Annotated in this window: 16 protein-coding genes; 6 read left to right on the forward strand and 10 right to left on the reverse strand. The window is 56.1% G+C overall.

Going from position 1 to position 13,235, the window contains the following annotated elements:
- Window positions 1-13: 13 nt before the first annotated feature.
- Complete coding sequence (locus RTX96_RS18210) at window positions 14-562, reverse strand: helix-turn-helix domain-containing protein (RefSeq protein WP_103821700.1); 549 nt, start codon at window positions 560-562, stop codon at window positions 14-16.
- A gap of 115 nt (window positions 563-677) precedes the next feature.
- Between RTX96_RS18210 and RTX96_RS18215 the strand changes: the two genes are divergently transcribed.
- Both RTX96_RS18215 and RTX96_RS18220 read left to right on the forward strand, forming a co-directional pair.
- Entirely contained in the window at window positions 678-1,337 is a 660-nt protein-coding gene (locus RTX96_RS18215) for an AzlC family ABC transporter permease (protein WP_103821701.1), read from the forward strand.
- Window positions 1,337-1,660 carry an AzlD domain-containing protein gene (locus RTX96_RS18220; RefSeq protein ID WP_312671732.1) on the forward strand — a complete coding sequence of 108 codons (324 nt, stop codon included), beginning with the start codon at window positions 1,337-1,339 and terminating at the stop codon, window positions 1,658-1,660. Before RTX96_RS18215 ends, RTX96_RS18220 begins: the two co-directional genes overlap by 1 nt.
- Before the next feature lie 38 nt (window positions 1,661-1,698).
- Here RTX96_RS18220 and RTX96_RS18225 read toward each other — a convergent pair whose 3' ends face one another.
- Window positions 1,699-1,911, reverse strand: coding sequence for a DUF1471 domain-containing protein (locus RTX96_RS18225; RefSeq protein ID WP_042394493.1), 213 nt, complete (start codon window positions 1,909-1,911; stop codon window positions 1,699-1,701).
- A gap of 128 nt (window positions 1,912-2,039) precedes the next feature.
- Window positions 2,040-2,864: a formate dehydrogenase accessory sulfurtransferase FdhD gene (gene fdhD, locus RTX96_RS18230; RefSeq protein ID WP_312671733.1), complete on the reverse strand. Its 825-nt coding sequence runs from the start codon at window positions 2,862-2,864 to the stop codon at window positions 2,040-2,042.
- A gap of 190 nt (window positions 2,865-3,054) precedes the next feature.
- Between fdhD and fdnG the strand changes: the two genes are divergently transcribed.
- The 4 genes from fdnG to fdhE are packed head-to-tail and all read left to right on the forward strand — an operon-like array spanning window position 3,055 to window position 8,581.
- On the forward strand, window positions 3,055-6,105 hold the full coding sequence (gene fdnG / locus RTX96_RS18235; RefSeq protein ID WP_312671734.1) for a formate dehydrogenase-N subunit alpha: 3,051 nt from the start codon (window positions 3,055-3,057) through the stop codon (window positions 6,103-6,105).
- A gap of 12 nt (window positions 6,106-6,117) precedes the next feature.
- The gene (gene fdxH, locus RTX96_RS18240; RefSeq protein WP_312671735.1) at window positions 6,118-7,023 is read left to right on the forward strand and encodes a formate dehydrogenase subunit beta; all 906 of its coding nucleotides are present in this window, start codon (window positions 6,118-6,120) and stop codon (window positions 7,021-7,023) included.
- Complete coding sequence (gene fdoI, locus RTX96_RS18245; RefSeq protein ID WP_042394479.1) at window positions 7,020-7,655, forward strand: formate dehydrogenase cytochrome b556 subunit; 636 nt, start codon at window positions 7,020-7,022, stop codon at window positions 7,653-7,655. Before fdxH ends, fdoI begins: the two co-directional genes overlap by 4 nt.
- Window positions 7,652-8,581 carry a formate dehydrogenase accessory protein FdhE gene (gene fdhE / locus RTX96_RS18250; RefSeq protein ID WP_103821707.1) on the forward strand — a complete coding sequence of 310 codons (930 nt, stop codon included), beginning with the start codon at window positions 7,652-7,654 and terminating at the stop codon, window positions 8,579-8,581. The genes fdoI and fdhE overlap by 4 nt, the downstream gene beginning before the upstream one ends.
- 40 nt (window positions 8,582-8,621) lie before the next feature.
- On the opposite strand, the gene RTX96_RS18255 is transcribed toward fdhE, so the two are convergent.
- The 7 genes from RTX96_RS18255 to RTX96_RS18285 form a co-directional block, all read right to left on the reverse strand.
- Complete coding sequence (locus RTX96_RS18255; RefSeq protein WP_312269547.1) at window positions 8,622-8,993, reverse strand: type II toxin-antitoxin system VapC family toxin; 372 nt, start codon at window positions 8,991-8,993, stop codon at window positions 8,622-8,624.
- A gap of 2 nt (window positions 8,994-8,995) precedes the next feature.
- A complete protein-coding gene (locus RTX96_RS18260; protein ID WP_312269546.1) occupies window positions 8,996-9,244 on the reverse strand; it encodes a CopG family transcriptional regulator in 249 nt (82 codons plus the stop codon).
- A 130-nt stretch (window positions 9,245-9,374) separates the two neighbouring features.
- Complete coding sequence (fabY, locus tag RTX96_RS18265; RefSeq protein WP_181016669.1) at window positions 9,375-10,316, reverse strand: fatty acid biosynthesis protein FabY; 942 nt, start codon at window positions 10,314-10,316, stop codon at window positions 9,375-9,377.
- Between the two features lie 44 nt (window positions 10,317-10,360).
- Window positions 10,361-10,798 (reverse strand): D-aminoacyl-tRNA deacylase, encoded by a 438-nt coding sequence (gene dtd, locus RTX96_RS18270; RefSeq protein WP_312671736.1) that lies wholly within the window; start codon window positions 10,796-10,798, stop codon window positions 10,361-10,363.
- A complete protein-coding gene (locus tag RTX96_RS18275) occupies window positions 10,795-11,667 on the reverse strand; it encodes a virulence factor BrkB family protein (protein ID WP_103821709.1) in 873 nt (290 codons plus the stop codon). The genes dtd and RTX96_RS18275 overlap by 4 nt, the downstream gene beginning before the upstream one ends.
- Complete coding sequence (gene yihX / locus RTX96_RS18280) at window positions 11,661-12,260, reverse strand: glucose-1-phosphatase (protein ID WP_312671737.1); 600 nt, start codon at window positions 12,258-12,260, stop codon at window positions 11,661-11,663. Before yihX ends, RTX96_RS18275 begins: the two co-directional genes overlap by 7 nt.
- A 159-nt stretch (window positions 12,261-12,419) precedes the next feature.
- Window positions 12,420-13,208, reverse strand: a complete 789-nt coding sequence (locus tag RTX96_RS18285) for a DeoR/GlpR family DNA-binding transcription regulator (RefSeq protein ID WP_312671738.1) — start codon at window positions 13,206-13,208, stop codon at window positions 12,420-12,422.
- Between the last annotated feature and the right edge of the window lie 27 nt (window positions 13,209-13,235).

Here is a 13,235-nt window from a genome sequence, read left to right on the forward strand (position 1 = left end):
CGTGTCTTACTGTTTAATTTTGTTCCGCAACCAGAAGCGCATGCGTATCCGGCTCAAGCGCTTTAAAGATATGCGGCCGATCGGCGGGATAGCAGATGTAATCCCCTTCCCCTAGCTCTTCCGGCGCATCGGTCAGCCCCACGAGCGCCCGACCCTGGGTTACAATGATGTGCTCCACCGATCCCGGCGGATGAGGCTGGGAGATGCGGTCTGCACCCGGCTGGGTCAGCAGTAGATAGATATCACGCCGCGCCCCTGGTGGACAGGCGGCCAGTAAAATTGCTTCATAATTCGCCTGGCCAGCAATGACCTTTGTTCCCTCTCCCCGGCGGATCACCTGCGTAGCGGGCTGCTGCGGCTCCAGCAGACGGGCGAAAGGAATATCCAGCGCCACGCACAGCGACCAGAGCGTCTCCAGGCTGGGGTTGCCGTTGCCAGACTCTAGCTGAGAGAGCGTGGATTTAGCGATCCCGGCCCGGCGGGCAATTTCCGCCAGTGAAAGTCCGGTTCGCAGGCGTTCTCGCACTAAACTTTTAGCGATCACGCTAATTGGCTGCGTCATATAACGGCCCTTGCTCTATAAATCGAACGAATCGTTCATCTTGTAAAACGATCTTGATGCGTTCATTATAATGGATATTCGTTCGATATGGCTAAACCAATACGGCTAAAACAGTATGAAACATCATCTCTCTTGCCTGAAAGGCGACACGATAAAGGCGATTGTTCTGGTCTGCCTGGCAGTGGGTATTGTCGGGATGTCCTATGGCTCGCTGGCAATGGCGTATGGCTTCCCGATCTGGGTACCTTTTGTGCTCTCCATCACCGTGCTGGCGGGCGCCTCGGAGTTTATGTTTATCGGTATTGTTGCCAGCGGCGGTAATCCGCTGGCGGCGGCGGCCGCTGGGCTATTGGTTAACGCCCGTCATGTGCCGTTTGGCGTGACGGTGCGCGAGCTGGTCGGCAAGCGCGGCGCCAGCCTGCTCGGCTGCCACATTATGAATGACGAAAGCGTGGTGTTTGGCCTGTCGCAAAAGACGCCTGAACAGCGTAAAGCGGCCTACTGGCTGTGCGGCCTGGGGGTAGCGATTATCTGGCCGCTCGGCGCGCTGCTTGGCGCCATCGTAGGTAAACTGCTGCCCGATCCGGAGACCATCGGTCTGGATGCGGTCTTTCCGGCTATTTTGCTGGCGTTAGTGGTGCCTGCGTTTAAAAATCGCACCACGCTTATCCGCGCCTGCAGCGGCGCGGTGCTGTCACTGGCCGCCGTTCCTTTTGCACCGGTAGGTTTACCGGTCCTGCTCTCTCTGCTCGGCCTGGCCGCAAGGAAAAAATAGTGGAAAACATGACGGTATTTATTCTCGGCATCGTCCTGTTGTCCGCAGGAACTTATTTAATGCGCCTCGGCGGCGCCAAACTCGGTAGCCGACTGGCCCTCTCTGAGCGTTCGCAGGCACTGCTTTCCGATGCGGCCACCGTGCTGCTGTTTTCCGTGGCGCTGGCCACCACCTTTTACGAAGGGGATCATTTTGCCGGTATGGCGCGGGTGATCGGCGTCGCCTTTGCCCTATTCCTGGCCTGGCGCAAGATGCCGTTAATTGTGGTGATCGTGGCAGCGGCGGTAGTGACTGCGCTGCTGCGGTTGGTGGGAATAGCATAAAAAAAGCGCCCGTAGGCGCTCTTTCGACAATGGAGATGTTATTTAGTCAGCTCAGCGGTCATGTGTACATAGTTGCCTGAGTAAGCCTGGGTAATTTTGTAAGATGAGGCACCAGCCTGCTCGGCCTGAGCGGCGATTTTCGCTTCCGCACCGGAGAGCGTGGTGTCAGTCGCGGAGACTGACTGGGCAGCAAAAGAACCGAAGGAAGCGGCAAGAGCGATAACTGCAACAAAAGTTTTGATGTTTTTCATGATGGTTACCCTTTGATTAAGTTGTTTGTATAAGGCGTGTCGCCTTGATGTGATAAATAGTAGACCTATTAATCACCAACTAAAAGTAAAGGTATTTGCTGAGTACATTCAAAATTTTTGAATAAATTTTATGCACCCACCAAACGTTGGGGATGGGTATAGATCGTCGCCCTTCCCGGCTTGCAAAAGCCCACCAGCGTCAGGTTGCAGCGCTCGGCAACCTCGACCGCCAGCGTCGTTGCCGCCGATACCGAAAACAGAATTTCCACGCCACACATGGCCGACTTCTGTACCATCTCATAGCTTGCCCGGCTGGAGACCAGCGCCGCGCCCTGCTGCCAGTCTGCGCCTTCCCGGGCGCGATGGCCCAACAGCTTATCCAGCGCCACGTGCCTGCCAACGTCCTCGTGCCCGCCGATCAGTTCGCCATCGGACGCGATCCACGCTGCGGCATGGGTGCAGCCGGTGAGCTGGCCGACCGGCTGCACGCTGCTCAGCTGGCGCAGCGCCCGGTCCAGGTTTGTCAGATCAAACGTCTGGGTAAAAGGCAGCGGGGTGACCGGCTTGCCAATATCGTTAAGCTGCTCCACGCCACAGACGCCACAGCCGGTACGTCCCGCCAGCGCCCGACGGCGCTCTTTCAGTCCCATAAAGCGGCGGCTGGAGAGCTCAATCTGCACCTCCAGGCCATTACAGGAGGGCACAACGTCCATCCCGTAGATCTCTGTCGGGGCGTCGATAATGCCTTCTGAAAGAGAAAACCCAATGGCGAACTCGCTGAGATCCTTCGGCGAGGCCATCATCACCACGTGTGAAATCCCGTTATAGACCAGCGCGACGGGCACCTCTTCCGCCAGGCTATCCGGCTGAGGATGCTGTAGATCATCACGCTTCCAGAGCATCGCCTGGCGACACCCCGTGATATCGGTCGACTTTTTAGGAGTAGAGAGCATTTTATTGTTCACTTTTTGTTAACTGAATGGGAACAGGCCTGGCGACATTGTGGTATTCTGGCGGCAATTCCTCCAGAGCGAGGAGGACCATCCTATTCTGAACCTTTACGGCCATGCCCGCAAAGCGTTAAGACTCGAGATCACCATTCGAGACAATGTCGATAAAATAAAAAAAGTAAGGAGCGACCCCATGCAGGTCAGCAGAAGACAGTTCTTTAAGATCTGTGCTGGCGGTATGGCAGGTACAACGGCAGCCGCACTGGGCTTTGCACCCAGCGTCGCGCTGGCGGAAACACGGCAGTATAAGCTGCTGCGCACCCGCGAAACACGTAACACCTGTACGTACTGCTCCGTTGGCTGCGGGCTATTAATGTATAGCCTTGGCGACGGTGCAAAAAATGCCAAATCATCCATCTTCCATATCGAAGGGGATCCGGATCACCCGGTGAACCGCGGTGCGCTGTGTCCAAAAGGGGCCGGCCTGGTGGACTTTATCCACTCCGAAAGCCGTCTGAAATATCCGGAATACCGCGCGCCAGGTTCTGATAAGTGGCAGCGTATCAGTTGGGATGAGGCGTTTGATCGCATCGCCAAACTGATGAAAGAGGACCGCGACGCAAACTATATCGCGCAGAATGAGCAGGGCGTGACCGTTAACCGCTGGCTCTCTACCGGTATGCTGTGCGCCTCCGCGGCCAGCAATGAAACCGGCTATTTATCCCAGAAATTTACCCGCGCACTCGGCATGTTAGCCGTCGACAACCAGGCGCGTGTCTGACACGGACCAACGGTAGCAAGTCTTGCTCCAACATTTGGTCGCGGTGCGATGACCAACCACTGGGTCGACATGAAGAACGCCAACCTCATCGTGGTGATGGGTGGGAATGCGGCAGAAGCGCATCCGGTGGGTTTCCGCTGGGCGATGGAAGCCAAAATTCACAATGGCGCGAAGCTGATTGTCGTCGATCCGCGCTTTACGCGAACCGCCTCGGTCGCGGATTTCTATGCGCCTATTCGCTCCGGTACTGACATCGCTTTCCTGTCAGGCGTCATGCTGTACCTGTTGAACAACGAAAAATATAACCGTGAATATACCGAAGCCTATACCAACGCCAGCCTGATCGTGCGGGAAGATTTCGGCTTTGATGACGGTCTGTTTACCGGCTATGACCCGGATAAGCGCAAATATGACAAAGCCAGCTGGAACTATGAGCTGGATGAAAACGGCTTTGCAAAACGTGACATGACGTTGACGCATCCTCGCTGCGTATGGAACCTGCTGAAAAAGCATCTGGCTCGCTATACGCCTGAGGTTGTAGAAAACATCTGCGGTACGCCAAAAGCCGACTTCCTGAAGGTCTGCGAGTACATTGCCGAAACCAGCGCCCATGATAAGACCGCGTCGTTCCTCTACGCACTCGGCTGGACGCAGCACTCGGTAGGCGCGCAGAACATTCGTACAATGGCGATGATCCAGCTGCTGCTCGGTAATATGGGGATGGCAGGCGGCGGCGTTAACGCCCTGCGCGGCCACTCCAACATTCAGGGTCTGACCGATCTGGGCCTGCTGACGCAGAGCCTGCCGGGCTACATGACGCTGCCGAACGATAAGCAGAACGATCTGGAGACCTATCTTGCCGGCAATACCACCAAGCCGCTGCTGGAAAACCAGGTTAACTACTGGGGCAACTACCCGAAATTCTTCGTCTCGATGATGAAAGCCTTCTACGGCGATAAGGCAACGGCAGAGAACAGCTGGGGCTTTGACTGGCTGCCGAAGTGGGATAAAGGCTACGACGTCCTGCAGTATTTCGACATGATGGCGAAAAACGAGGTGACGGGCTACATCTGCCAGGGCTTTAACCCGGTGGCATCGTTCCCGAACAAAAACAAGGTTGTCTCGTCGCTGTCGAAGCTGAAGTTCCTGGTCACCATCGATCCGCTCAATACCGAGACCTCGACCTTCTGGCAGAACCACGGCGAGCAGAACGACGTTGATTCCTCGAAAATCCAGACCGAAGTGTTCCGTCTGCCCTCAACCTGCTTCGCGGAAGAGGACGGCTCCATCGTCAACTCTGGCCGCTGGCTGCAGTGGCACTGGAAGGGTCAGGACGCCCCGGGCGAAGCGCTGAACGACGGTGAGATCCTGGCGGGTATCTTCCTGCGCCTGCGTAAGATGTATGCGGCAGAGGGCGGAGCGAACCCGGAACAGGTTCTGAACATGTCCTGGAACTACACCACGCCAGAGAACCCTTCCCCGCAGGAAGTGGCGATGGAGAGCAACGGCAAAGCGCTGGAAGATATCATCGACCCGGTAAGCGGCAAGGTGCTGGCGAAGAAGGGCGATCAGCTCTCCTCCTTTGCTCATCTGCGTGACGACGGTACCACCTCGAGCGGCTGCTGGATCTTTGCCGGTAGCTGGACGCCGGACGGTAACCAGATGGCGCGCCGTGACAACGCCGACCCGTCAGGGCTGGGAAATACCCTCGGCTGGGCATGGTCGTGGCCGTTGAACCGCCGCATTCTCTATAACCGCGCCTCGGCAGATCCGCAGGGTAAACCGTGGGATCCGAAACGTCAGCTGCTCTCCTATGCCAATGGTAAATGGGTGGGCGCGGATATTCCGGACTACAACACCGCGCCTCCGGGCAGCAACGTTGGGCCGTTTATCATGCTGCAGGAGGGCGTCGGACGTCTGTTCGCCATCGATAAGATGGCGGAAGGGCCGTTCCCGGAGCACTACGAGCCGTTTGAGACGCCGCTGGGTACCAACCCGCTGCATCCGAAAGTGATCTCTAACCCGGCCGCCCGCGTGTTCAAAGATGATATGGACGCGATGGGTAAAGCGGATAAGTTCCCGTACGTCGGCACCACTTACCGCCTGACCGAGCACTTCCACTACTGGACCAAGCACGCGCTGTTGAATTCGATTGCGCAGCCGGAGCAGTTTGTGGAGATTGGCGAGAAGCTGGCGGGCAAGCTGGGCATCGTCCAGGGCGATACGGTGAAAGTCTCCTCCAATCGCGGCTATATCAAGGCCAAAGCGGTGGTGACCAAGCGTATTCGCACCCTGAACGTGCACGGCCAGGAAGTCGATACCATCGGGATACCTATCCACTGGGGTTATGAAGGCGTGGCGAAGAAGGGCTTTATTGCCAATACGCTGACGCCGGTTGTTGGTGATGCGAACACGCAGACGCCGGAGTTTAAGGCGTTCCTCGTGAACGTGGAAAAGGTGTAACGGAGACGACCTATGGCTTATCAATCGCAAGACATTATTCGTCGTTCCGCGACTAACAGCTTTACCCCCGCGCCTCAGGCGCGGGATCACCAGCTCGAAGTAGCGAAGCTTATCGACGTGACCACCTGCATCGGCTGTAAAGCCTGTCAGGTGGCCTGCTCAGAGTGGAACGACCTCCGTGACGAAGTGGGTCATAACGTCGGGGTCTATGATAACCCGGCGGATCTGACAGCCAAATCCTGGACGGTGATGCGCTTCTCGGAAGTCGAACAGAACGACAAACTGGAGTGGCTGATCCGTAAGGATGGCTGCATGCACTGTGCCGATCCTGGCTGTCTGAAGGCCTGCCCGTCTGAAGGGGCGATCATTCAGTACGCTAACGGCATCGTCGACTTCCAGTCTGAGCAGTGCATCGGCTGCGGCTACTGCATCGCGGGCTGTCCGTTCGACGTACCGCGCCTGAACCCGGAAGATAACCGCGTCTACAAATGCACCCTGTGCGTGGATCGCGTGACCGTCGGCCAGGAGCCAGCCTGCGTGAAGACCTGTCCAACTGGCGCTATCCACTTTGGTTCCAAAGAGGATATGAAAGCGCTGGCGGGCAATCGCGTCGCGGAGCTGAAAACCCGTGGTTACGATAACGCAGGCCTGTACGATCCGGCAGGCGTTGGCGGTACGCACGTGATGTACGTGCTGCACCACGCCGACAAGCCGAATCTCTATCACGGCCTGCCGGAAAACCCGGAAATCAGCGCCACCGTGAAGTTCTGGAAAGGTATCTGGAAACCGCTCGCCGCCGTCGGCTTTGCGGCGACCTTTGCCGCCAGCGTCTTCCACTACGTGGGCGTCGGTCCAAACCGCGCTGACGATGATGAAGACAACCTTCACGACAAAAAAGATGATGAGGTGCGCAAATGAGAAAACGTGACACCATCGTGCGCTACACCGCGCCGGAACGCATCAACCACTGGGTCACTGCCTTCTGCTTCGTGCTGGCGTCGGTGAGCGGGCTGGGGTTTTTCTTCCCCTCCTTTAACTGGTTGATGAATATCCTCGGCACGCCGCAGCTGGCGCGGATCCTCCACCCCTTCGTTGGGGTGGTGATGTTTGCCTCGTTTATCATCATGTTTTTCCGCTACTGGCACCACAACCTGATCAACCGGGACGATATCTTCTGGGCGAAAAACATCCAGAAAATCATCGTCAACGAAGAGGTCGGCGACACCGGGCGCTATAACTTTGGTCAGAAGTGTGTCTTCTGGGCAGCGATTATTCTGCTGGTGCTGCTGCTGGTCAGTGGGATTATCATGTGGCGTCCGTGGCTCGCGCCTTACTTCTCCATCCCAACCATCCGCCTGGCAATCATGCTGCATTCATTTGCCGCAGTCGGGCTAATTGTGGTTATTATGGTGCATATCTACGCCGCCCTCTGGGTAAAAGGCACGATTACCGCCATGGTAGAAGGATGGGTAACGAAAACCTGGGCGGAGCGACATCACCCGCGCTGGTATCGTGAAGTCCGGAGCAAATCGGAAAAAGAGGCTGAATGAGTATTCGCATAATCCCGCAAGATGCGTTGGAGAAAGGCGAGAAACGTGCGGCGGAAGCCATTCCGCCGTTACTGTTTCCCAGGCTGAAAAATCTCTACAACCGTCGGGCAGAACGCCTGCGCACGCTTGCTGAGAGCAACCCGCTGGGTGACTATCTGCGCTTCGCCGCGCTGGTGGCCCATGCCCAGGAGGTGGTGCTGTACGATCATCCATTAACGATGGATTTGACCGCACGCATCAAAGAGGCTGCCGAACAGGGCAAGCCGCCGCTGGATATTCACGTCCTGCCACGCGACACCCACTGGCATAAGCTGCTGCACTCTCTGATTGCCGAGCTGAAACCAGAGATGAGCGGCCAGGCGCTGGCGGTGATTGAGAATCTGGAGAAAGCCTCGACGCAGGAGCTGGAAGAGATGGCGAGCGCCCTGTTCGCCAGCAACTTCGCGGCGGTGAGCAGCGATAAATCGCCGTTCATCTGGGCGGCGCTGTCGCTCTACTGGGCGCAGATGGCCAGCCTGATCCCGGGTAAGGCCCGCGCCGAGTACGGTGAGCAGCGTCAGTTCTGTCCGGTCTGCGGCTCGATGCCGGTCTCCAGCATCGTGCAGATTGGTACCTCTCAGGGGCTGCGCTATCTGCACTGCAACCTGTGTGAAACCGAGTGGCACGTGGTGCGCGTGAAGTGCAGCAACTGCGAGCAAACCCGCGATCTGCACTACTGGTCGCTGGACAACGAGCAGGCTTCGGTCAAAGCAGAGAGCTGCGGCGACTGCGGTACCTACCTGAAGATTTTGTATCAGGAAAAAGACCCGAACGTGGAGCCGGTAGCCGATGACCTGGCGTCGCTGGTGCTGGATGCCCGCATGGAGCAGGAGGGCTTCGCCCGCAGCTCTATCAACCCGTTCCTGTTCCCGGGTGAAGGGGAGTAATCCTCTGTAACACTGCCGGGCGGCACTACGCTTGCCCGGCCTACAATTGGTAAGGTGTTACTACGCCTGGAATACCCGCAAAATCCTTGGTATTACGCGTCAAAAGCTCACGTCGATGCTCCTGCGCCGTAGCCAGAATAATCGCGTCCGGAAGCTTCATTTTATATTTCTGCCTTAGCATTACGCTGCTTTCTGCTATATCACGTGAAATATCAATCACCTCAAATGCCTTCAGAGCGATTCGGGTTCGGTGCTCTTGATGATATTTTTTTGCACCGACCATGATCTCCATCCATGTGATAAGGCTAATAGCACGTTGTGAGGAGTAGTCATCGAGCACCTGTATTGCCTGACGATGTCCGCTAAACAGATCGATTAAGATATTTGTATCGAAAAGGGCTGGACGCTTCATAACTACCACTCCTCGCGCAGTTTCCTTTCATATTCAAGGCCATCTTCATCGCAGCCTTGCCAAAGCCCTAGCGCGTTGGCAATAGCGGTTTCGGCTTGATTCTGCCTTTCCAGATATTGCTCAACGGCTTCGCGCAGTAGCTCAGCTCGAGGAAGATTGCGCTGCTGCTTGAGATCGTCAAGTTGCTTAATCACGTCATCCGACAGGTCGAGTAGTATTCTGCCCATATCTATACCCGTAACCATACTCATATATCGCTCCAGTATATCATCCTTGGTCAATTTGCAGCCAAAAATACCGTCTGATGATGCGGAGATAAAGTGATGTTTGTTTTCTTCTCGTCGTTTTGCGAGCCGTCTCCAGCAACATGGAGCCAGCCCGCTACTCCTCCTCGTTGCCACCCTCTTCATACGAACCGAAGGGTTTCGCTGGCAGCACGATAAAGATACCTTCAAAGATAGCCCCGGCGACGTCGTTGCCGAACAGCTCAACCTGCAGCTGCACGCGGGCTTTACGACCGCGCGCCAGGCGGTCGAGATCGCCGCTAAGGGAGCCCAGGTCGGCAATCGCGCTGGGTCGCCCGGTGATGGGATGGCTATAGCGGATATGGGCGTCAGCGAGAATAATGGTGCCGCCGAGGTGGCGCTCCCGCAGCATCAGCCAGATCAGCCCCCAGCCGGTGAGCGTGGCAAGCGAGAAGAGGCTGCCGGCAAACAGCGTATGGTGCGGATTCTGGTTGCCTGTCTCCGGCATGGTGGTGATAAATTTCTGCCCGGTATACTGCTGGATACGCACGCCCATCTTTTCACTGAGCGGAATATGCTGATACCAGGCCTGCTGTAGCTGCCCGCACCAGTCGCCGCGATGGAGAATATCGTCCAGCGTGGCGATGGGCTTCATCATTAGAAAGTGGCGCAGCGGCGTGGTTTGCGGCGCGGTGATCTCGCCTTCGTTGACAAACCCAAGCTTGGCAAAAAACTCTACGGCATCCTCACGAGCGCTACAGGTGACCCGCTTAACCCCCTCCTGACGCGCGACCGACTCCAGGGTCATCGCCATCAGCGTACCCAGCCCTTTATCCTGCACCTCGGGGTGCACGGCCATAAAGCGAATCGAGCCTTCGTTATCAGCGTTAATATAGAGCCGCCCGACGGCAACCAGCTGGCCCTCTTCATCCAGTACCATCTGATGATGCGCCATCGCATCCCAGGCATCGCGCTCGGAGCCGCGCGGCTGATGGAGGGGCTTACGCAGCATTTCCCAACGAAACGCGTAGTAGCGCTCTAACTCTGCTTCGGTTTGCGGTACGCGAAGATGATACATAGCAGCACTCTCTCTTGTGACCTGGGGCCAGGCTAGCTGCTGGCTCATACTTGCAGCCAGAAGGTAACCGGACCGTCGTTGACTAGCGAAACCTGCATATCGGCAGCGAACTGCCCGGTTTGCGTAACGATCTCCTGCTGGCGGCAGCGCTCGACAAAATAGTCATACAGCGCTTCGGCGCGCTCCGGCGCAGCACCCCGAGAGAAACTTGGACGCATGCCGCGCTCGGTATCCGCCGCCAGCGTAAACTGCGATACCACCAGCACGTTGCCGCCGGCCTGCTGAACGTTGAGGTTCATCTTGCCGTCAGCATCGCTGAAGATACGGTAGCCTAATACCCGTTCGCAAAGACGATTCGCTTTTTGCTCATCGTCCTCTTTTTCGACACCTAACAGAACCAAAAGTCCTGGGCCAATTTCACCCGTCACGTTACCTTCCACGGTTACGCTGGCACGGGAAACACGCTGAATTAATGCAATCATGGTTGGTCTAATGTCTCTTGCTCTGCGGCTAATTTGAGTTTGCGGTACTCTCCGAGAGTGACAGTTATTTCAGCGCCAAGCAAGACGATACACCAGGTCCAGTAGACCCAGACAAAGAGGATCGGCACCACCGCCAGCACGCCGTAGATGAGCTGGTAGGAGGGAAACATGGTGATATAGAGCGCGAACGCCTTTTTTCCCAGCTCAAAAAGCAGCGCCGCCACCAGTGCGCCGACGACGGCATCACGGTTGGGGACGCGTGTCGTCGGCACGATGCTATAGAGCAACCAGAACGAGAGCCACGAGAGGATCAGCGGAAAGACACGCAGGATATGATCGATCACGCTATTCAAATCGGTCGCCCAGCGCAGCGAGAGCAGATAGGAGCTAATGGCCAGGCTTGCCCCCGCCAGCAGCGGCCCCAGAGTAAGGATCATCCAGTAGACCGCAAACGAGTAGACCTTTGGCCGCGCCCGCTTGCTGCGCCAGATGGTATTCAGCGCGCTATCAATGGCATACATCAGCAGTAGCGCTGTGACGATCAGGCCGCACGCCCCTACCGCCGTCATTTTGCTGGAGTTGGCAACAAACTGCTCAATGTAGCGCTGGATAATATCGCCGGTCGACGGCAGGAAATTGGCAAAAACAAAGTGCCGCAGCTGCATACTGACGTCGTTAAACATCGGAAAGGCAGCAAAAAGCGCAAAGATCACCGCCACCAGCGGCACTAATGAGAGCAGCGAGACGTAGGCGAGATTCCCCGCCAGCGTCGTCATATTATCTTCGTCGATGCGCTGCCAAAGCAGCCGGAGCCACGCCCGCAGCGGGCGGGTATGGTGGCTGGCTTTATGATGAACGGTTTTTAACATAACTGCTTCGCAAAATAGGTCGGTACGGTAGCTTTATCGGTAACAAGGATAGAGGTAATCCCCAGCTGGTTCGCCCCCTCAATATTATCGGCGTTATCGTCAAAAAAGACCGCATCCTCGGCCGAGAAACCCTCTTCCTGTAACAGCGCCTGGTAGATACGCGCCTCGGGCTTACGCATTCCCATCTCCTGCGAGAGGTAGATCTTATCTGCTGCGGCGCGAATCTCCGGGTATTGTTCCGGCCAGAAGGTGGTATGCAGGCGGTTGGTATTGGAGAGCACCACTACGCGATGTCCCTGCGTACGCAGCTTGTGCATGATAGCGATCATCTCCGGGCGCAGGCCGACAAATACCGCCTGCCAGCCGTGGGAGAACTGCTCATAGCTCAGCGGCAGTGACATCTCCTGACACAGCGCTTCCGCAAAATCTTCGTCCGACAGTTCGCCCCGCTCGTGGCGATGAAACGCCTCGCCCATCGTAAAGCTCTGCTTTAGCGTTGCCAGCGGAACCCGGCTGAGATCGCTCCATGCGCCCAGCACGCGATTAAAGTCGATATCAACAATCACGTTACCTAAATCAAAGATATAGAGCATTTTTCTCTCCTTGCTTGCCGTGGAGAGTTAACTGTAGCGGGAAAAAAGATGTTTTACTATGTACCCTGTCCAGGTGCTGAAAATAGCTATTAGCACCCTATTTTTAGGCACGATGAAACAGCCAACAAACCGTTATGGCTGTCTCTAATCTCCTCATCATTACATGTCGCCAATGTTTATCTGTACAACTTCAACCTGGCTCGCTTTAAGCAGATTAAGTAATGATGCGGCGGGAAAGGCATCAGTAAAGAGCGCTGTCGCCTGTGTGACATTACCAATTTCAACAGCAGCGGAAGCGTGATATTTCGTATGATCGGCTGCCAGCAGAATATGCCGTGCATGAGCCATCATTGTTCTGGCCACGCTGGCTTCATTAACGTCAAACTCCAGCATTGCACCGTCGTTTTCAATTGCGCCTATGCTGGTTACCAGGTAATCAGCGCGAAAACCGGAAACAAACGTGGTCGCAGCAGGCCCGATAATTCCGCCATTATGCGGACGCAACGTGCCTCCGGGCACCATGACTTCAAAATGCGGGTTTTTATACAGGATATGTGCCACTCGCAAGCTATTAGTGATAATACGCAGATGGTTATGGTTGAGCAGCGCCCGGGCGACATGCTCAACGGTAGTACCAATAGTGATAAATATGGTTGAGCCATCGGGAATATAGTCGGCGATGGCTTCAGCAATGGCTTGTTTCTCGGCCGTCAGCGACACTTCTCGCTGTTCAAAAGCGGTATTCACCACGCTGGACGCACGTCCCGCGCCGCCATGATGCCGGGTAATCAATCCCTGCTCACTGAGCTTACGAATATCGCGACGCACGGTTTGCGTGGAGACGTCCAGCAGCTGCGCCAGTTCATCAATGTTCATATAACCACGATCTGCAATCAGCATCAGCAGCTGATCGTGTCTTGGATTGCCGGTCATTTTGGTAAGGCTCATGGGTTGTCCTCTGAAAACCATCACGCC

Origin of the sequence: Pseudescherichia sp. (genome assembly GCF_032052675.1) — a bacterium.
Classification (GTDB): Bacteria; Pseudomonadota; Gammaproteobacteria; order Enterobacterales; family Enterobacteriaceae; genus Pseudescherichia.

Excerpts from the sequence above, each read along its gene's own strand:
- RTX96_RS18210 (WP_103821700.1), bottom strand. The coding sequence starts at position 562 with ATGACGCAGCCAATTAGCGTGATCGCTAAAAGTTTAGTGCGAGAACGC.
- RTX96_RS18215 (WP_103821701.1), top strand. The coding sequence starts at position 678 with ATGAAACATCATCTCTCTTGCCTGAAAGGCGACACGATAAAGGCGATT.
- RTX96_RS18225 (WP_042394493.1), bottom strand. The coding sequence starts at position 1,911 with ATGAAAAACATCAAAACTTTTGTTGCAGTTATCGCTCTTGCCGCTTCC.
- fdhD (WP_312671733.1), bottom strand. The coding sequence starts at position 2,864 with ATGCTCTCTACTCCTAAAAAGTCGACCGATATCACGGGGTGTCGCCAG.
- fdxH (WP_312671735.1), top strand. The coding sequence starts at position 6,118 with ATGGCTTATCAATCGCAAGACATTATTCGTCGTTCCGCGACTAACAGC.
- fdoI (WP_042394479.1), top strand. The coding sequence starts at position 7,020 with ATGAGAAAACGTGACACCATCGTGCGCTACACCGCGCCGGAACGCATC.
- fdhE (WP_103821707.1), top strand. The coding sequence starts at position 7,652 with ATGAGTATTCGCATAATCCCGCAAGATGCGTTGGAGAAAGGCGAGAAA.
- RTX96_RS18255 (WP_312269547.1), bottom strand. The coding sequence starts at position 8,993 with ATGAAGCGTCCAGCCCTTTTCGATACAAATATCTTAATCGATCTGTTT.
- RTX96_RS18260 (WP_312269546.1), bottom strand. The coding sequence starts at position 9,244 with ATGAGTATGGTTACGGGTATAGATATGGGCAGAATACTACTCGACCTG.
- fabY (WP_181016669.1), bottom strand. The coding sequence starts at position 10,316 with ATGTATCATCTTCGCGTACCGCAAACCGAAGCAGAGTTAGAGCGCTAC.
- dtd (WP_312671736.1), bottom strand. The coding sequence starts at position 10,798 with ATGATTGCATTAATTCAGCGTGTTTCCCGTGCCAGCGTAACCGTGGAA.
- RTX96_RS18275 (WP_103821709.1), bottom strand. The coding sequence starts at position 11,667 with ATGTTAAAAACCGTTCATCATAAAGCCAGCCACCATACCCGCCCGCTG.
- yihX (WP_312671737.1), bottom strand. The coding sequence starts at position 12,260 with ATGCTCTATATCTTTGATTTAGGTAACGTGATTGTTGATATCGACTTT.
- RTX96_RS18285 (WP_312671738.1), bottom strand. The coding sequence starts at position 13,208 with ATGAGCCTTACCAAAATGACCGGCAATCCAAGACACGATCAGCTGCTG.